This window comes from Streptomyces sp. C1-1 (assembly GCF_050214755.1).
Lineage (GTDB): Bacteria > Actinomycetota > Actinomycetes > Streptomycetales > Streptomycetaceae > Streptomyces.
The window spans coordinates 6,228,908-6,247,505 of record NZ_CP189826.1 but is presented as its reverse complement, the minus strand read 5'-3'; the positions used below and the strand labels follow the sequence as shown (position 1 = coordinate 6,247,505).

At 72.2% G+C, this 18,598-nt stretch carries 14 protein-coding genes; 5 read left to right on the top strand and 9 right to left on the bottom strand.

Translation table 11 applies throughout. The features are described 5' to 3' along the window. The first annotated feature begins 4 nt into the window (after positions 1-4). Positions 5-652 carry a hypothetical protein gene (locus tag ACQF4J_RS28560; RefSeq protein WP_427167106.1) on the top strand — a complete coding sequence of 216 codons (648 nt, stop codon included), beginning with the start codon at positions 5-7 and terminating at the stop codon, positions 650-652. Between the two features lie 24 nt (positions 653-676). On the opposite strand, the gene ACQF4J_RS28555 is transcribed toward ACQF4J_RS28560, so the two are convergent. From ACQF4J_RS28555 to ACQF4J_RS28535, 5 genes are all read right to left on the bottom strand, one after another. Beyond that, positions 677-2,104: a S28 family serine protease gene (locus ACQF4J_RS28555; RefSeq protein WP_427167105.1), complete on the bottom strand. Its 1,428-nt coding sequence runs from the start codon at positions 2,102-2,104 to the stop codon at positions 677-679. A 99-nt stretch (positions 2,105-2,203) separates the two neighbouring features. Next, a complete protein-coding gene (locus tag ACQF4J_RS28550) occupies positions 2,204-2,593 on the bottom strand; it encodes a hypothetical protein (RefSeq protein WP_351565668.1) in 390 nt (129 codons plus the stop codon). Between the two features lie 78 nt (positions 2,594-2,671). Beyond that, positions 2,672-6,391: an ABC transporter ATP-binding protein gene (locus ACQF4J_RS28545; protein ID WP_427167104.1), complete on the bottom strand. Its 3,720-nt coding sequence runs from the start codon at positions 6,389-6,391 to the stop codon at positions 2,672-2,674. A gap of 119 nt (positions 6,392-6,510) precedes the next feature. Beyond that, positions 6,511-7,536 (bottom strand): esterase-like activity of phytase family protein, encoded by a 1,026-nt coding sequence (locus tag ACQF4J_RS28540; protein ID WP_351800319.1) that lies wholly within the window; start codon positions 7,534-7,536, stop codon positions 6,511-6,513. 48 nt (positions 7,537-7,584) lie between these two features. Beyond that, positions 7,585-8,439 carry a serine hydrolase gene (locus tag ACQF4J_RS28535; RefSeq protein ID WP_351565659.1) on the bottom strand — a complete coding sequence of 285 codons (855 nt, stop codon included), beginning with the start codon at positions 8,437-8,439 and terminating at the stop codon, positions 7,585-7,587. 156 nt (positions 8,440-8,595) lie between these two features. On the opposite strand from ACQF4J_RS28535, the gene ACQF4J_RS28530 reads away from it, so the two are divergent. Together ACQF4J_RS28530 and ACQF4J_RS28525 are read left to right on the top strand one after the other, a co-directional pair. Beyond that, entirely contained in the window at positions 8,596-10,836 is a 2,241-nt protein-coding gene (locus ACQF4J_RS28530; RefSeq protein ID WP_427167103.1) for an ArnT family glycosyltransferase, read from the top strand. 140 nt (positions 10,837-10,976) lie between these two features. After that, entirely contained in the window at positions 10,977-11,783 is an 807-nt protein-coding gene (locus tag ACQF4J_RS28525; protein WP_351565653.1) for an endonuclease I family protein, read from the top strand. A gap of 4 nt (positions 11,784-11,787) precedes the next feature. Here ACQF4J_RS28525 and ACQF4J_RS28520 read toward each other — a convergent pair whose 3' ends face one another. Then, complete coding sequence (locus ACQF4J_RS28520) at positions 11,788-13,476, bottom strand: thiamine pyrophosphate-binding protein (protein ID WP_351565650.1); 1,689 nt, start codon at positions 13,474-13,476, stop codon at positions 11,788-11,790. Further along, positions 13,473-14,441, bottom strand: a complete 969-nt coding sequence (speB, locus tag ACQF4J_RS28515; RefSeq protein WP_351565647.1) for an agmatinase — start codon at positions 14,439-14,441, stop codon at positions 13,473-13,475. The genes ACQF4J_RS28520 and speB overlap by 4 nt, the downstream gene beginning before the upstream one ends. A 201-nt stretch (positions 14,442-14,642) precedes the next feature. Between speB and ACQF4J_RS28510 the strand changes: the two genes are divergently transcribed. Together ACQF4J_RS28510 and ACQF4J_RS28505 are read left to right on the top strand one after the other, a co-directional pair. Next, the gene (locus tag ACQF4J_RS28510; RefSeq protein WP_427167101.1) at positions 14,643-16,106 is read left to right on the top strand and encodes a PucR family transcriptional regulator ligand-binding domain-containing protein; all 1,464 of its coding nucleotides are present in this window, start codon (positions 14,643-14,645) and stop codon (positions 16,104-16,106) included. A gap of 92 nt (positions 16,107-16,198) precedes the next feature. Then, positions 16,199-16,987, top strand: a complete 789-nt coding sequence (locus ACQF4J_RS28505) for a phosphatase (RefSeq protein ID WP_351800304.1) — start codon at positions 16,199-16,201, stop codon at positions 16,985-16,987. A gap of 8 nt (positions 16,988-16,995) precedes the next feature. Here the strand turns inward: ACQF4J_RS28505 and ACQF4J_RS28500 are convergent, their stop codons facing one another. Together ACQF4J_RS28500 and tesB are read right to left on the bottom strand one after the other, a co-directional pair. After that, positions 16,996-17,664 (bottom strand): maleylpyruvate isomerase N-terminal domain-containing protein, encoded by a 669-nt coding sequence (locus ACQF4J_RS28500; protein WP_427167100.1) that lies wholly within the window; start codon positions 17,662-17,664, stop codon positions 16,996-16,998. A 41-nt stretch (positions 17,665-17,705) separates the two neighbouring features. Beyond that, complete coding sequence (gene tesB, locus ACQF4J_RS28495) at positions 17,706-18,572, bottom strand: acyl-CoA thioesterase II (protein ID WP_351565635.1); 867 nt, start codon at positions 18,570-18,572, stop codon at positions 17,706-17,708. Between the last annotated feature and the right edge of the window lie 26 nt (positions 18,573-18,598).

Below are 18,598 nucleotides of genomic sequence, written 5' to 3'. Positions count from 1 at the left end.
TGCGATGCGTGCGAGATGGTCGGTGGGGGCGCTCGGCGCGCTCCTGGCCCTGGTGGCCGGGGTGTCGAGCGGGTGCGGGCTGCTGTCCCCGTCCGGTCCGGCCGGGGACGGGGCGAGCGGGCCGCCGACGGGGAGCGGGGCGGTGGCCTCGGCCCGGCCGTCGGGGTTCGGCGCGGTGTTCCTCGCGGTCGACGAGTGCAGTTCCTTCGGCACGAGCAGCTTCACCGAGGTGCCGTGCACCAGCGAGCGGGCGGCGGCCCGGGTGGTGGCCCGCTTCGACGGCACGGTGAGCCAGGGGCCGCTGTGCCCCGCGACCACCGACTTCGTGCTGCACATCAGCGAGCAGAGCCCGTCGTCCGACGAGGACGGCGACGGCACGGTGCCGCAGGGCTACGCCTGCATGCGCAACCTGGAGCCGCCGCATCCCGGCGACCCGGGCGGCGGGGGCGGCCCGCGCACCATCGTCGGCGACTGCGTCTACGGCTCGGGCAACGGCCAGGTCCGCGAGACGGCGTGCGACGGCAGCGGCCCGAAGAAGCCGCAGTACAAGGTGGTGAAGGCGGCGGCCACACGGGCCGATTGCCCGCAGGACACGGCACTGTACGTACGCCTGAGGGGGACGGACCCGGTGGGCTGCGCCCGGCGGCTGTGACGACCGCCGGGCGCCACCCGCGGGTTACGGCCGAAGCGCCGGCTCGCGCTCCACGTCCCGCACGTCCAGCCGGGCGTCGAACCGGGCCAGCGGCTTCGCCTGTGCCGTGGACGCGGCCGGGACACCGGCCCACTGCAGGATCCGGGCGGTCGCGAAGGCCTTCTCGTCGGCGACCAGACCGGCCACGTTCGCGCCGTGGTTCATGCCGGGCGCGGTGAGGACGTACGAGTCCTTCGCACCCTTGTCGACGCGGAACCGCTCCGAGCCCCACGGGTCGTTCTGGCCGTAGACGTAGAGCGTGTGACGGGCGTGGCGGCGCACCCAGGTGTCGACGTCCCGCATCGCCCACGGCTGGAGCCGCGTCGGGATCTCGCGCGGCACGAAGTTCCGGGGCGGCTGGTAGCCGTAGCGGATGTACCGCTTCTCGATGTACGGGAAGTGGATGGTGGGCGCGCCGAGTTGGGTGGCCGCCTGGTAGTAGTACGGCGTGTACGGCTCCAGGCCCTGGTCGGTGTAGGCGGAGAAGCCGGAGATCGTGTCGACCGAGTTCCAGATCTGGTCGTCGCTCGCGCGCTTGGCGTCCGGCGGGATCAGGCTGTCGTCACCGCAGTTGGCGAGCAGGTTGTACTGCCAGAAGCCCCAGACGTAGTCGAGGACGACGGCCTCGTACGCCTTGTCGAGGCTGCCCACGGTGGTGAAGGTGTAGCCGTTGTCGGCCGCGTACGCCGCGTACTTGCGCTCCAGCGGCTCCCGGCGCACCAGCGCCTCGCGCTGCACCGCGTTGAGCCGGTCGCGGCACTGCTCGGTGCCGACCTTGGTGAAGAAGCGGTCGTAGGCGGAGTCCTCGCTGTTGACGACGTCGTTCGGGGCGACGTAAGCGACGGTGCCGTTCATGTCACCGGGGTAGAAGCGCTCGTAGTACGTGGCGGTCATGCCGCCCTTCGAGCCGCCGGTGGCGATCCAGTTGCCGGAGTAGACGGGTTTGAGCGCCTCGAAGATGCGGTGCTGGTCGCTCGCCGCCTGCCAGATGTCCAGCTTGGACCAGTCGGCGGGGGCGGGACGGGACGGGGTGAAGAAGCGGTACTCCATGGAGACCTGGTTGCCGTCCACGATCTGGGTGGGCTCGCGGCGGCTGGCGTTCGTGGAGACGTTGTAGCCGCTGGTGTAGAAGACCGTCGGGCGGCTGACGTCCTTGTGCAGCACGGTGATCCGCTGCTGGAAGGTGCCCTTCGACGGGTGCCGGTGGTCGACCGGCTGTGTGTAGTTCAGGACGAAGAAGCGGTAGCCGGGATACGGCTTCTCCTCGATCAGGCTCATCCCCGGTATGGAGAGCAGCCGGTCCTGGATGTCGGTGCCGGTGGCCTCCGGCTGGGCAGCGGTGGCCGCTCCGGCCGTGCTCAGCGTGCCTATCAGCACCGTGAGCGCGAGCAGCCATCTGAGCGCCTTGCGCATGCACCCTCCCCTGTGAGTACAGATGTCCGCCGGAAGCTAACCGAGCAACGGACGCCTGCGAAAGGGGAGTTCAAGAAATACCCGTGAGAATCCTGTGATTCAGCAAAGGATCCAGCCGGAGCTGACGGTGCCCCGTCCCACCGAGCCGGTGATCCACACGCAACGGTGTCCGGCGTACACGGTCACCGGGCCCGCGTGGTGGGCGTAGCGGCCCTTGTCGACGACGGGGCGGTTGCCGCGCGCCTGGACACCGACGGACATGGGGCGCTTGGCCGTCGAGGGCTTGGCGGGAAAGGTCACGGCGCAGACGTAGCCGTCGTGCTTGTACACGTGCACGACCCCGGTGGAGAAGGACAGGTCCTTCACCTTGCGCCCCGCGCAGTACGAAGCGGCCTGCGCGTCTCCGGGCGCCGCGAGCGCGAGCAGTCCGGACGCGGTCAGCACGGCCATGCCGAACGCGACCCGCCGACGTATCGCACCAGTGTCCACTGTCGTCCCTCCCCTACCGCCGCCAACGAACGTACTGATGTACGGACGCATGACGTAGGTCGGATGGTTGCACGACCGTCAGTGGGACGCGGCGACGGGCTCCTCGGGGTCCGGCTGGCCGATGAAGGTGCGCCACAGCTCGGCGTACCGCCCTTCCCGGGCGAGGAGTTCCTCGTGCGTGCCGTCCTCGACGACCCGCCCGTGGTCCATCACCACCACCCGGTCCGCGCGGGCCGCGGTGGTCAGGCGGTGGGCGACGACCAAGGTCGTACGGCGGCCCGCCAGCCGGTCCGTCGCCAGGTTGACCTGGGCCTCGGTGGCGAGGTCGAGGGCGGCGGTGGCCTCGTCGAGGAGCAGGATGTCGGGGTCGACCAGCTCGGCGCGGGCGAGGGCGATCAGCTGCCGCTGGCCGGCGGAGAGGTTGCGGCCGCGCTCGGCGACCCGGTGCAGGTAGCCGCCGTCCAGCGTGGCGATCATGTCGTGCGCGCCGACCGCCCGGGCCGCCGCCTCCACCTCGGCGTCGGTGGCGTCGGGGCGGCCGTAGGCGATGGCGTCGCGGACGGTGCCCTGGAAGAGGTACGCCTCCTGCGGGACGACGCCCAGCCGGTGGCGGTAGGAGGTGAGGTCCAGTGCCCGCAGGTCGGTGCCGTCGACCGTCACCCGGCCGCCCGTGGGGTCGTAGAACCGGGCCACCAGCTTCACCAGCGTCGACTTCCCGGCACCCGTCTCGCCGACGAACGCGACCGTCTGCCCGGCGGGGATCTTCAAGTCGATGCCGGCGAGGGCCTCTTCGTCGTCGCCGTAGGCGAAGTGCACGTCCTCGAAGGCGACTTCGCCGCGCAGGGACGGGACGTCGAGGGGTTCGTCGGCGGCCCGGGTGGAGGTCGGCTCCCGCAGCAGTTCCTGGATGCGGCCGAGGGAGACGGTGGCCTGCTGGTAGCCGTCGAAGACCTGGGAGAGCTGCTGGACCGGCGCGAAGAACAGGTCGATGTAGAGGAGGTAGGCGACCAGAGCGCCCGTGGTGAGCGTGGCGTCCTGCACCCGGCCCGCGCCCGCGAACAGCACGGCGGCCGCGGCGACGGACGACAGCAGCTGCACGAACGGGAAGTAGACGGAGATCAGCCACTGCCCCCGGATACGGGCCTGGCGGTAGCTGTCGCTGCGCTCGGCGAACCGCGCGCCGCCGTCCCGCTCGCGCCGGAAGGCCTGCACGATCCGGAGCCCGGAGACCGACTCCTGCAGGTCGGCGTTGACCAACGCGACCCGCTCACGGGCGAGTTCGTAGGCCTTCACACTGGCCCGCCGGAAGAAGTACGTGCCGACGATCAGCGGCGGGAGCGTGGCGAACACGACGAGCGCCAGCTGTACGTCGATCACCAGCAGGACGACCATGATGCCGAAGAAGGTGACGACGGAGACGAAGGCGGTGACCAGCCCGGTCTGCAGGAAGGTCGACAGCGCGTCGACGTCGGTCGTCATGCGGGTCATGATCCGGCCGGTCAACTCCCGCTCGTAGTAGTCGAGACCGAGCCGCTGGAGCTGTGCGAAGATCTTCAGCCGCAGCGCGTACAGGACCCGCTCGCCGGTGCGCCCGGTCATCCGGGTCTCGCCGATCTGCGCCGCCCACTGGGCGAGCACGGCGAACAGACCGAGCAGCGAGGCCGCCCAGACCGCCCCGAGGGCCAGCGCGTTGACGCCCTTGTCGATGCCGTGCCGGATCAGGACCGGCAGCAGCAGGCCCATCCCGGCATCGATGGCGACCAGCCCGAGGCTGATCAGCAGCGGTGGCCCGAAGCCCCGCAGCAGCCGCCTGAGCCCGTAGGACACCTCGGGCCGCACCGCCTGCGCCTCGTCGATGTCCGGGGTGTCGGTCGCCGGGGGCAGCGCGTCGACCTGCGCGAGGAGTTCGGGGGTGGCCGGCATCCCCTCCGTGGCCGTGTCCCGCGGGGTGCGCTCCCCCGCCCACAGCCGCGGGGTGATGCCCCGCTCGGCGTCGAACTCGGCGTCCAGCTCCTCCCGGACCGAGGTGTCCTCCCGCGGGCAGGCGGGCTGGGTGTGGCCGGGCGAGACCCCGCCGAGTTCGTCGGGGTCGGTGAGCAGGCGGCGGTAGAGGGCGGAGCGGGCCTGGAGCTCCTCGTGCGTGCCGATGTCGGCGAGGCGCCCGTCCTCCAGGACGGCAATGCGGTCGGCGAGGTTCAGGGTCGAGCGGCGGTGGGCGATGAGGAGGGTCGTACGGCCCCGCATGACCTGCTTGAGGGCCTCGTGGATCTCGTGCTCGACTCGGGCGTCCACGGCGGAGGTGGCGTCGTCCAGGACCAGCAGCCGGGGGTCGGCGAGGATCGCGCGGGCGAGGGCGACGCGCTGGCGCTGCCCGCCGGAGAGGGTCAGGCCGTGTTCGCCGACCTTGGTGTCGTAGCCGTTCGGGAGCTCTGCGATGAAACGGTCCGCCTGGGCGGCGCGGGCGGCCGTCAGGATCTCCTCCTCACTCGCTTCGGGGCGGCCGTAGGCGATGTTGTTGCGGACGGTGTCGGAGAAGAGGAACGAGTCCTCGGGGACCAGGCCGATCGCGGCCCGGAGCGAGTCGAGGGTGAGCTCGCGGACGTCGTGGCCGCCGACGAGGACGGCGCCGTGGGTGACGTCGTAGAAGCGCGGCAGCAGGAGGGAGACGGTGGACTTGCCGGAGCCGGAGGAGCCGACGACCGCGAGGGTCTCGCCGGGGCGGATCTCCAAGGACAGGCCCCGCAGGACCGGGCGCTCGTCGTCGTAGCCGAAGGACACGTCGTCGAACTCGACGGTCGCCGGCGCGTCGGCGGGCAGCTCCTTCGTGCCGTCCGTCATCGACGGCTCGGTGTCGATCAGCTCCAGGACGCGCTCGGTGCCGGCGCGGGCCTGCTGCCCCACCGTGAGCACCACGGCCAGCATGCGGACGGGGCCGACGAGCTGGGCGAGGTAGGTGGAGAAGGCGACGAAGGTGCCGAGGGTGATGTGCCCGCCGACCGCCAGCCAGCCGCCGATCGCGAGCATGGCGACCTGGCCGAGGGCGGGGACGGCCTGCAGGGCCGGGGTGTAGGTGGAGTTCAGCCGGATGGTGCGCAGGCGGCCGGCGAAGAGCCGTCGGCCGACCTCGCGCAGCTTCCCGGTCTCCTGCTCCTCCTGCCCGAAGCCCTTGACCACGCGTACGCCGCTGACGGCGCCGTCGACCACGCCCGCGACGGCGGCGGCCTGGGCCTGGGCGTACCAGGTGGCGGGGTGCAGACGGGAGCGGCTGCGCCGGGCGATCCACCACAGGGCCGGGGCGACGGCGAGGGCGACCAGGGTGAGCGGCAGCGACAGCCAGGCCATGATCACCAGGGAGATCAGGAAGAGCAGGACGTTCCCGATGGTCATCGGGAGCATGAAGAGCAGGCCCTGGATCAGCTGGAGGTCGCTGGTGGCCCGCCCGACGACCTGCCCGGTGGACAGCTCGTCCTGCCGGCGGCCGTCGAGCCGGGTGATCGTGCCGAACATCTCGGTCCGCAGGTCGTGCTGGACGTCGAGGGCGAGGCGGCCGCCGTAGTAGCGGCGGACGTAGGTGGCGGCGTAGACGAGGACGGCGGCGCCGAGCAGGGCGCCGACCCAGGAGCCCATGGAGCGGCTGTGGTCGCCGATCACGTCGTCGATGATCACCTTGGTGATCAACGGGACCACGGCCATGACGGCCATGCCGGCGAGCGAGGAGCCGAGCGCCAGGACGACGTCCTTCGGATACCGCCACGCGTACGCGGCCAGTCGCCGTGCCCATCCCCGTTGCTCACTCACGCGGGTGCCCTCCGTCGAATCTCCTGGTCTGCCGGAAGGCACCAACACACGAAGAAGCGGATTTCATCCCTCCGCAACAAAACGGGATGCGGCGCTCGGCTCCGTACCCGCGGGTACGTTCATGTCCGTACCCGCAGGAAGTAGAACCGCGTCGTCTGTACGGCGTTCTGGTTGTCGTCGCTGACCAGCAGCACCTTCAGGCGGCCCTTCGAGTACCCCGTGACGGCCATGCCCTCGATGTTGTCGAGGATCGGGTTCGGCTGGGGCTGCCTGGCGGTGGCGCCGAGGGAGGGGCAGGCGGCGATGTCGGTGAGCAGGGTCTTCCTGATCGGCCGGACACCCGGCTGACCCGTCAGGTTCTCGACGCCGGCGGTGTCCGTGGCGTGGCGCGGGTCGGCCAGGTAGAGGCGGACGGTGTTGCCGACGCCGGAGGTGAAGCCGCGTTCCAGGACGAGGAGGCGGCCGTCGGGGGTGGCCTGCACCTCGGGGACGCCAAGGCCGGGGTCGACGGGATAGGCGTACTGGGCGGCCGGCCGGAAGTGGCCGCCCTTGGTGCGGGTCCAGGTCTGGAAGCGGACGAGGGTCGCCGAGTCGCCGGAGAGCGCGTTCTCCATCGAGGCCAGGAGGGTGCGGCCGCCCGGCAGGAGGGTCAGGCCCTCGAAGGTCTGGTTGGCCGTGGCACGGCCGGCGGGGGCGACGAGGAGCGTGGACGGGACCTGCAGACGGTCGAGAATCCTGCCGTCGGCGCTGTATCGGCGGATCGACGGCTCGGTCTCGGAGGTGATCAGCCGGGTGCCGTCCCGGTCGACGACCAGCCCCTCACTGTCGAGCGGGGCGCCGCTCTCGTCCGCGAGCGGGACGACCCGCTCGGGGGCGAGGGTCCGGGCGTCCAGGTCGAACAGGGACGAGCGGTCCTCCAGGGCGGCGATCGAGCCGTCCGGGTCCACCGCGAGCGCGGAGAAGTTGCCGACGAAGGTGCCGCCGTACGTCGTCTTGTCGAGCGCGTCGGAGAAGCGGTCGAGGGAGACGGTCGGCGAACAGGCGTGAGAGGCCTGCGGGGTGGCCGTGGCGGGCCCGGCGGCGGAGAGACAGGTGGCCGCCGCCAGGGCCGCGGTGGTGGTCGCGAGTACGGTTCTCAGGCGCATGGGCGCCACCGTAGGACGGGACGGTGACGGACGGGAGACCGGCAGGCGTCAACTGGCCGCGAGGTCTTTGTGAATGGCCTTCGCCACGCCCTGGATGCTCGTGATGCCGTAGTTCATGGTGCTGTTGCCCCAGGTGAGCACCGTGATCATGTAGTCGTGGCCGCCGCCGTTGAACGTGCCGAGACTGTGCACCCGCCAGCCGTGCGTGGAGCGCTGCAGCCAGCCGTTCTTCACGTGCCAGGTGACGCCGGAAGGGGTGCCGTACGGGGTTCCCCAGCGCTGCGAGGAGATGACCTGGCCCATCAGCTTCAGGATGAAGGCCCGGGAGTTGTCGCTCAGCACCGAGTTCTTCCCGGTGATCAGCTTCAGCAGCTTCTGCTCGTCGGTGACGTTGACCTGCGTCAGACCCCAGTAGTTGTTCGCGCCGGGCACGGTCTTCGTCATCCCCGCGGCGGTGAGGAAGCCCTTGATCTTCGTCAGGCCGAGCTGCTTCCACAGCGTGCTGGCCGCCGCGTTGTCCGACTTGGTGATCATGGCCTTGGCGAGCGAGACCTCGGTGTCGGTGAGGTAGCGGTTGTGCTTCCTCGCGTCCCACAGCAGCGTGGCGAGGATGGTGACCTTGACGATGCTGGCGGAGTCGTAGGAGCTGGTGGCGCGCAGCGAGCAGGTCGTGTTGGTGGTGCGGTCGTAGAGGCCGACGGCGATGGTGCCCGTGCGGCCGGCGACGGCGGCGCTGATGTCCTTCTGCAACTTGGTGGCCAGGGCTGCCTTGGACGAGGTGCAGCTGACGGCGGTGGCGGCCGCGGCGGGCGTGGCGGTGGCCACGACGGGTATGAGGACGCCGAGTCCGACGGCGCCGGTGACGAGCGCTCTGGCACGTCTGGTGGAAGTCCCGAGATTCATGCCCCTGTTGACACACGGGTTCGGGTGAATGGTTGTACGGGTCACCAGCCGCATTGGGCAAAGCCTGTCCCATGCGTCAGCAAGGCCTGGGCGATTCACAGCCGGGAGCAAGGTCCGGCACAGCCCGCACCCACGACCCCTCTGCACGATGCGCTCGTGACATCTGCCACCGATCCGCATCCCCCCACCGAGCCCGCGTCCGCCGACTGGCCGCCGCCCGCCCCACCGACGGCACCCCCGGACCGGGCGCCGGGCTGGTCGCTGCCCGCCCTGGTCGCGATCCTCGCCCTGGCGGCCGTCCTGTACGCCTGGAACCTGTCCGGGTCCGGCATGAACACCTTCTACAGCGGTGCGATCTGGGCCGGCACCCAGAGCTGGAAGGCCTGGTTCTTCGGCTCGCTGGACCCCGGCAACTTCCTGACCGTGGACAAACCGCCCTTCGCGCTCATGGTCATGGGCCTGTCGTGCCGCGTCTTCGGCTTCGGCACCTGGCAGATGATGGCGCCTCAGATCGTGGCCGCCCTGGCCACGATCTGGATCCTGCACTCCTCCGTGAAGCGGGTGTGGGGCCATGTCGCGGCGACCGTCGCCGCGCTGGTGCTGGCGCTGACCCCGATCACCGTCGCCATCAACCGCGACAACAACCCCGACACGCTGCTGGTGTTCCTCATGGTGGCGGGCGCGGCCCTCGCGCTGCGCGCCACCCGCGACGAGAGGCTGCTGCCGCTGCTCGGCTCGGCGGCCTGCTTCGGTCTGGCCTTCAACACCAAGCTGCTCGCGGGCTGGATCGCCCTGCCGGTCGTCTTCGCGCTCTACGTCTACGCGTCCAAGGCCCCCTGGGCGAAACGGATCGTCAACCTCCTGACGGCCGCGCTCGTGCTGGCCGTCTCCAGCTTCTGGTGGGCGATCGCGGTCTCCCTGGTCCCGGCCGCCGACCGGCCCTACATCGGCGGCTCGACGGACGGTTCCGCCTGGGACCTGATCATGGGCTACGACGGCCTCGGACGCGTCTTCGGCGGCGAGGGCAACGGCGGAGGGGGAGGCGGTGGAGGCGGCTTCTCCGGCTCCGCGGGCCTGGGCCGCATGTTCAACGACATCCTCGGCGGCCAGATCTCCTGGCTGCTGCCCTTCTCCGCGATCGCCCTCGTCGGCGGACTGGTGCTGTGCGGGCGGGCGCCGCGCACCGACCTGAAGCGGATGGCGCTGGTCCTGTGGGGCGGCTGGACCGTCCTGCACTACGTCATCTTCGCGACCGCGCAGGGCACCATGCACCCGTACTACACGACCGCGCTCGCCCCGGGCATCGCGGCGCTGTGCGGCGGCGGTGGCGTGATGCTGCTGGACGCGTTCCGCCGCGACAGCCGCTGGGCGTGGGTCCTGCCGGCCGCCTTCGGCGTCACGGGAATCTGGGCGATCGTCCTGCTGCGCCGCGCCTCCGGCTGGAACACCTGGCTGTGGCCGGTGGTCGGCGTCCTGACGGTGGCGGGCATCGTGGGCATGCTGGTCCTGCGGTCCGGCAACCGGGCCCGGCTGCTGACGGTCTCCGTGGCGGCGGCCGCGGTCGCCGCCCTCGCGGGGCCGACGGCCTACGCGGCGTCGGAGCCGTTCGGCGGCAGCGGCGGCGGCATGGGCGGCACCAATCCGACGGCCGGTCCCTCCACGGGCAGCGGCTTCGGCGGACCCGGCGGTGGCGGCGGCAACCGGGGCGGCTTCCCGGGCGGCGGCGAGATGCCGGGCGGCACCGGGCAGGGCGGCCAGAGCGGTCAGGCGGGCGGCTTCCCCGGAGGCGGCGAGATGCCGGGCGGCGGTCAGGCGATGCCCGGCGGCGGGAACGGGGAGCTGCCCCAGCAGGGCAACGGCACCGGCCAGGCTCCCGGCGGCACCGGCGGGACGGGCGGTACGGTATCGGGCGGTACGGCACCCGGCGGTACGGCACCGGGTGCGACCGGTGAGGCCGGGCAGCGCGGCGCCATGGGCGGCGGGCCGGGCGGTATGGGCGGCGCGGACAGCGAGCTCATCGCCTACCTGAAGAAGCACCGGGACGGCGCCAAGTGGCTGCTGGCGGTGTCCAACTCGCAGTCCTCCGCGCAGATCGAGCTCAGCGCCAGGGAACCGGTCATCTCCATGTGGGGCTTCACCGGCTCCGACAACGCGATGACGGTCGCCAGGCTCAAGGAGCTCGTGAAGAAGGGCGAGCTGCACTACGTCCAGATCGGCGGCGGCATGGGCGGCGGACCGGGCGGTGGAAACAGCCTCAGCACCGAGGTGTCGAACTGGGTGAAGAAGCACGGCACGGCGGTCAAGGAGAGCGCCTACAGCAAGAGTTCGACGTCGGCCTCGACATCGGGCACGAACTCCTCGTCCCTCTACCGACTGGACCCGTCCGACGTCGGCTGACACGCGGCGACCAGCGAGAACGGCTCCCGACCACCCGGTCGGGAGCCGTTTTTAACGTCCAGTTCATCGACAAGCCCTCATGTCCATGTCACCCTCCCTGTTGCCGCCTTCAATCAACCCGCGTAGATGGGACAACCTTTATGCCGGCGACACGCGTACGGCGATGGAAGTCGGTGGCCCTGGCCACCGCAGCCGTGATGGTGGGCCTCGCGGCCCCGGCCCTGACGGCCACTCCGGCCGCCGCCACGACGACCGCGTACGACTCGACGTACTACAAGAACGCGGTCGGCAAGACGGGCACGAGCCTGAAGTCGTCCCTGCACACCATCATCAGCTCCGGCGTGACGAAGCTGTCGTACTCGGCGCTCTGGGAGGCGCTGAAGAAGACCGACCAGGACCCGAACAACAGCAACAACGTGATCCTGCTGTACTCGGGCATCTCCCGCGGCAAGTCGCTCAACGGCGGCGACAGCGGCGACTGGAACCGCGAGCACGTGTGGGCGATCTCGCACGGCGACCTCACCACCTCGACCGGCCCGGGCACCGACCTGCACCACATCCGCCCGGAGGACGTGGCGGTCAACGGCAAGCGCGGCAACCTCGACTTCGACGAGGGCGGCTCCACCTTCACCAACAGCGGCGGCAGCAAGGTCGACTCGGACTCCTTCGAGCCGCGCGACGCCGTCAAGGGCGACGTGGCCCGCATGATCCTCTACATGGCCGTCCGCTACGAGGGCGACGACGGGTTCGCGAACCTGGAGCCCGACGACAAGGTGGGCAACGGCTCCAACCCGTACATCGGCAAGCTCTCGGTGCTGAAGCAGTGGAACGACGAGGACCCGCCGGACTCCTTCGAGGAGAACCGCAACGACGTCATCTACACCACCTACCAGCACAACCGGAACCCGTTCATCGACCACCCGGAGTGGGTGGACGCGATCTGGTGACCGGTCAGCCCTCCAGGTGCGTCGGCGCGAACATCCGCAGGACGGCCGGGAGTACGACGACCGCCGGGCCCGGCGAGGCGAGCGCCTTCGTCAGGTCCTGTTCCAGCGTCTCGGGGGTCGTACGGACCCCCGGGACGCCGAACGACTCGGCGAGGGCGACGAAGTCCGGGCGGGTCAGTTCCGTCGCCGTGGTCTCGCCGAAGGCGTCCGTCATGTACTCGCGCAGGATGCCGTAGCCGCCGTCGTCGACGATCAGCCACGTGACGTCGAGGCCGTGCTGCCTCGCCGTCGCCAGTTCGGCGACGGAGTACAGCGCGCCGCCGTCCCCGGAGACCGCCAGCACCGGCCGGGTGGGGTCCGCGACCGCCGCCCCGAGCGCGGCCGGGAAGGCGTAGCCGAGGCCGCCGGAGCCCTGGGCGGAGTGCATGGTGTTGGGGCGCCGGGCGTCGAAGGCGGACCAGGCCCAGTAGGACAGGATCGTCATGTCCCACAACGACGGGGAGTCGACGGGCAGCGCCTTGCGGATCGACGCCAACAGGCCCTGTTCCAGGGTGAGTTCCTGGCCGGCGAGGCGCTCGCCCACCCGGGACAGCAGCTCCCGCACCCGCTCCGGCGCGGTGGCGTCCTCGCGCGGCGACACCGTCTCCAGCAGGGCCTGCAGCGCGAGGCGGGCGTCGGCGTGGATGCCCAGCGCCGGGTGGTTGGCCTCCAGCTTGCCGAGGTCCGCCTCGATCTGGATCACCCGGCCGCGGGGCTTGAACGTGTGGTAGTTCGAGGAGAGTTCACCCAGGCCCGAGCCGACCACGAGCAGGACGTCCGCGTCTTCGAGGAAGTCCGTGGTGTGCCGGTCCTCCAGCCAGGACTGCAGGGACAGGGGGTGGTTCCAGGGGAACGCGCCCTTGCCACCGAAGGTCGTCACCACCGGGGCCTGCAGGCGCTCCGCCAGCTGCCTCAGCTTCCCCGAGGCGTCCGCCCGCACCACTCCCCCGCCCGCGACGATCGCCGGCCGCTGCGCGCGCGAGAGCAAGTCGGCGGCCACCGCGGTGAGTTCGGGGCGCGGTGGCAGGTCCTCCGGCGCCGCGTCCGCCGCCGTGACCACCGGAAGCGCCGTGCCGGCCGCCAGCACGTCCTGCGGGATCTCCACCCACACCGGACCGTGCGGGGCTGTCAGCGCCGACTTCCAGGCCTCCGCGATCGCCGAGGGGATCTGGGACTGGGCGCGGACGGTGTGCACGGACTTGACCACACCCCGGAACGAGGCCGCCTGGTCCGGCAGTTCGTGCAGATAGCCGTGGCGGCCGCCGCCCAGCCCCGCCGTGGGGACCTGGCTGGAGATCGCCAGTACGGGGGCGGAGGCCGCGCGCGCCTCCTGCAGCGCGGCGAGCGAGGTCAGCGCGCCGGGGCCGGTGGACAGCAGCAGCGGGGCCGCCTCGCCGGTGATCCGGCCGTAGGCGTCCGCCGCGAACCCCGCGTTGTTCTCCACGCGCAGGCCGATGTAGCGCAGGTCCGAGCGGCGCAGGGCGTCGAACATGCCGAGCGCGTGCTGGCCGGGCAGGCCGAAGACCGTCGTCGCGCCGAGCCCGGCGAGCGTCTCCACGACCAGGTCTCCGCCGGTGCGGCCGGGCGGAGGGTTCAGCGCGGCCTCCGTCTGGGCCGGCGTCGGACGGAGCTCCAGGTCGTGGTCGTGGGTCACTTCGCGCGGGCCTCGGCAATCTGGCGGGTCATGATGGTGGTCAGTTCGTACGCCGTGTGGGACGCGGCCACCGACGTGATCTCCGCGTGATCGTACGCGGGCGCCACCTCCACCACGTCCGCCGAGACCAGGTTGCAGGACGCGAGGCCGCGCAGGATCTCCAGCAGCTCGCGGGAGGTCATGCCGCCCGCCTCGGGGGTGCCGGTGCCGGGCGCGTGGGCCGGGTCCAGGCAGTCGATGTCGATGGAGATGTACAGCGGGCGGTCGCCGATGCGCTGCCGCAGCTGGTCGGCCACCTCGTCGGCGCCCCGGCGGTAGACGTCCGCCGAGGTGACGATGCCGAAGCCCATCTTCTCGTCGTCGGTGAGGTCCTGCTTGCCGTAGAGCGGGCCGCGGATGCCGACGTGGGAGAGCGCCTCGGTGTCGAGGATGCCCTCCTCCACCGCCCGCCGGAACGGCGTGCCGTGCGTGTACTCGGCGCCGAAGTAGGTGTCCCAGGTGTCGAGGTGGGCGTCGAAGTGGAGCAGGGCGACGGGGCCGTGCTTCTTGGCGACGGACCGCAGCAGCGGCAGCGCGATGGTGTGGTCGCCGCCGAGCGTCATCAGCCGGGCGCCGGTGCCGAGCAGGTCGTCGGCCGCCGCCTCGATCGTCTCGACGGCCTCGTTGATGTTGAACGGGTTCACGGCGATGTCCCCGCCGTCCGCCACCTGCGCGAGGGCGAAGGGGGACGCGTCCTGCGCCGGGTTGTACGGGCGCAGCAGCCGGGACGCCTCGCGGATCGCGTTGCCGCCGAAGCGGGCGCCGGGCCGGTAGGAGACGCCCGAGTCGAACGGCACGCCCACCACGGCGACGTCGGTGCGGCCGACCTCGTCGAGGCGGGGCAGCCGGGCGAAGGTCGCGGGTCCGGCGTACCGCGGCACGCGGGAGGAGTCGACGGGGCCGCGGGGCGTCTCGTTGCTGCTCATGGGGTCATGCCTACTTTCCTACGCTTCATCGCGTATGCACTGCTTCCGCTACGACTCTAGTGGGCGGCCGGGACCGGCCCGGTGGCGGAGTTCGGGGGCACCGGCGCCCGGGGAGCCGCTTCGACAGTAGGTGGCCGGAGAGCGGCAGCGAAGTGTACGTTTCCTCCACTCGGGCCGTACTCAGTGGAGGAAACGCACATCATGCCGGATCCGGCCGTCCCACCCACGCCGCCCGTGACCCTGGCGGCTCTGCTGGCCCGTGAGGACCTGGCCCTGCGGCAGATCGCGGGGCCCCGCGGCCCGGCCACGGCGATCCACTGGGCCCACGCCTCGGAGATGGCCGACCCCTACCCGTACCTGCTGGGCGGCGAGCTGCTGCTGACGGCGGGGGTGCACATCCCGGAGGCGGCGGGTTCGGGCACCTCCTTCGACGACTACGTCTCCCGGATCGTCGCGGCGGGCGGCGCGGCTCTCGGCTTCGGCGTGGCGCCCGTGCACGACACGGTGCCGCCGGCGCTGGTGGCGGCCTGCGACGCCTACGGGCTGCCGCTGGTCGAGGTGCCGCCGCAGACCACGTTCTCGCAGGTGGGCCGGGCGGTCTGGCAGTTGATGGCGGAGGCCCGGGTGGCGGAGCTGCGCCGGGTGACCCAGGCCCAGCGGTCCCTGGCGGCCGCGGCCTCCCGCCCGGACCCGGTGCCGTCGGTGCTGCGGCAGCTGGCCCGGCGGGTCGGCGGGCAGGCCGTGCTGTACGGGCCGGAGGGCGCGCGGATCGCGTCCGCGGGGCGGGCGGCGGGGACCGGTGCCGGGGAGGCGCTGGACGCGCTCGCGCAGGTCGTGCGCCCCTCGGGCCCGGGGACTCCCGCCTCGGCCACCGAGACCGCCGCCGGCGTCCACCTCGCCGCCTACGCCCTCGGCGCCGGACAGGGCTTCGTCCTCGGTGTCGCCGCCCCGCGGCGGGAGCAGGGCGACCACACGATCGTCTCCGTCGCGGCGGTGCTGCTGTCGCTGCTGACCGGGGAGCACCACGAAGGCACCGGCGCGGCCCGCTCGTCGGCGCTGGTGCGGCTGCTGCTGGGGGCGGCGCCGGAGGAGGTCGCCCCGCTGCTCGGCACCGGCCGCTGGCTGGTCGTGCACGCCCGCCCGGACGCGCGGTCCGCCGACCCCCTCGCCGCCTCCGCCCTCGGTACGGCGCTCGGCTCGCCGCTCGTCGACCTGACGGAGGGTGTCGTACGGGTTCTGGTGCCCGCCGACCGTGACCCGGACCCGCGGCCCGGCTGGACGCTCGGCGTCAGCGCCGCCGTCGGCCCGGACGGCTGGCCCGCCGCCGACGCCCAGGCCGCCCGTGCCCTGGCCCGCGCCCGGGCCACCCGGGGTGCCCTGGTCCGGCACGGCGAGCGGGCGGCGCTCGCCGACCTGGTGCCGGAGGAACTGGCCACCGCGCACGCCCGCGGCGTCCTCGCGCCGATCGCCGGCACCCCGGCCCTGACCGAGACCCTGCGCACCTGGCTCTCCCTGCACGGCAGTTGGGACCGTACGGCCGTGGCCCTGTCCGTCCACCGCAACACCGTCCGGCAGCGGATCGCCCGGTGCGCGGCGCGGCTCGGCACGGACCTGGACGACCCGGACGTCCGCATGGAGCTGTGGTTCGCCCTGCGGCGGCAATAGGCAGCGGTACTCAGGAGGATGAGTACGTGACCCACGTCGCAGCGTCCGGGACGCCAGGGACGCGCACAGTCGGCTGCCTCACAATGGGATTCATGCCGATACCCGGGACACCCAGCCGCGCCGAGCTCGTCGACCACCTCGTACGGACCCGCATCGCGGGCGACGTGGCGACGCCCCGCGAGAACAACCTCAACCACTACCGGAAGCTGGCGAACGGCGACCGCCACTACTGGCTCGGCCTGGAGCTCGGCGACCGCTGGCGGGACGAGCAGGACGTGCTCGCGGTGATGGCGGAGCGGGTCGGGGTCAACGACGACCCGGAGTACCGGTACGGCCAGGACACCATCGACCCCGAGCTGACGGTCGCCGCGCTGGAGCGGATGGCGGGCCGGCTGCGCAAGGCGGCCGAGGGCGGGCAGCGGGTGCTGCTCGCCACCGGCCATCCGGGCGGCCTGCTCGGGGTGCACCACTCCACGGCCGCCGCGCTGCGGGCCGCCGGCTGCGAGATCGTCGTCATCCCGGACGGGCTGCAGACGGAGGAGGGCTACGTCATGCAGTTCGCGGACGTGGCGGTCCTCGAACACGGCGCCACCCTGTGGCACACCCACTCCGGTGAGCCGATGAAGGCCATCCTCACCGCGCTGGAGCGCGAGGGCCGCCCGCTGCCCGACCTGGTCGTCGCCGACCACGGCTGGGCGGGGTACGCCGGCCGGCACGGCGTGGACTCCGTCGGCTACGCCGACAGCAACGACCCGGCCCTGTTCCTCGCCGAGGCCGAGGGAACCGTGCAGGTGACGGTCCCGCTCGACGACCATGTGGTCAGCCCGCGGTACTACGACCCGATGACCGCCTATCTGCTGGCGGAGGCGGGACTCTCCTAGCGGCGCCCTCAGATTCCGGCGATCGAGGCGGGCGCCCGCTCGGCGCGGGACAGGGCTCTGACGACGTCGGCCGGGCCGTGACGGCGGACCGCGAGACGGGTGAGCAGGTCGATCACCGGCGCGGTCACGGACTCCGGGAAGCCGGGGGTGGGCAGGCCCACGCTGCACGCGAGGTCGTCGCTGTGGACGACGAGTTCCATCGTCCGGGTCAGCAGCAGGTCGTCCAGCTCCAGCGACCACTCGCCCCAGGTGGCCACGTGCACGGGGCGTTCGGCGGGGACGTCCGGCAGCAGGCCCCGCAGCGTGGCGAGGACCTCGTCGACGCGTCGCCGCAGCCCCTCGTGCCCGTCGGCCGCGGCGGCCTCGCCGCCCTGCCGGATGCGCCCGCTGACCGGTGCGTCGACGCCGGCGTCCAGCCAGGTCACCCGCTCCAGGTAGTACGCGCGCAGGGAGACGACCGGCTCGGCCGGAACCGGCGCGGCGAGAATCCCCGGCAGCGCGAACTCCGGCCAGAACATGTGCCCGGCAAGGCCCCTCACGCTCCACTTCGGCAGCACGCTCGGCCCGTCCCACGCCTCGGCGACGGCGGGCTCGGCCACCAGGCGGCCGGCGATGTCCGCGGCCGCCAGATAGGCGTCCCGGATGCGTCCGCCGCGCGGGTTCCACGACTCGGTCATGGGCCCATCCCACCCCGGACGCGCCCTTGCCTCAACCGAATTCAGCGCGGGACGCGCACCACGCCCTCCTGGATGACCGAGATGGCGAGGCGGCCGTCCTGCGTGTAGATACGGGCCTGCCCGAGGCCGCGCCCGCCGTGCGCGGACGGCGACTCCTGGTCGTACAGGAGCCATTCGTCGGCGCGGAAGGGCCGGTGGAACCACATGGCGTGGTCCAGGGAGGCGCCGACGACGTCGCCGACCGCCCAGCCGCCGCGGCCGTGCGCGAGGAGGACCGAGTCGAGGAGCGTCATGTCGGAGACGTAGGTGGCGAGGACGACGTGCAGCAGCGGGTCGTCGTCGAGCTTGCCGTTGGTGCGGAACCACACCTGGGAGTGCGGCTCGCGCGGCTCGCCGAACTTCCCGTACGGCGGTTCCTCGACGTACCGCAGGTCGACGGCCTCGCGTGCCTCCAGGAACCGCTCGACGACCGCCGGGGCGAGGTGGCCGTAGCCGCGCAGCCGCTCGTGGGAGGTGGGCAGCGTCGCCGGGTCGGGGGCGGGCGGCATGGGGGCCTGGTGGTCGAGGCCGTCCTCGTCGACCTGGAAGGAGGCCGACAGGTGGAAGATCGGCTTGCCGTGCTGGACGGCGACCACGCGGCGCGTGGTGAAGGAGCGTCCGTCGCGGATGCGGTCGACGTTGTAGACGATGGGCGCGCCCGGGTCGCCGGGGCGCAGGAAGTACGCGTGCAGGGAGTGCGCGGGGCGGTCGGCGGGGACCGTACGCCCGGCGGCGACCAGCGCCTGCGCCGCCACCTGTCCCCCGAAGACCCGGGGGACGACGGCGGAGCGGGACCGGCCGCGGAAGATGTCCTCCTCGATCTGCTCGAGGTCGAGCAGATCGAGGAGGTCCTGAAGTGCCTGGCTCATGGCGTCCAGTTGTAGCGGCCAGTAAT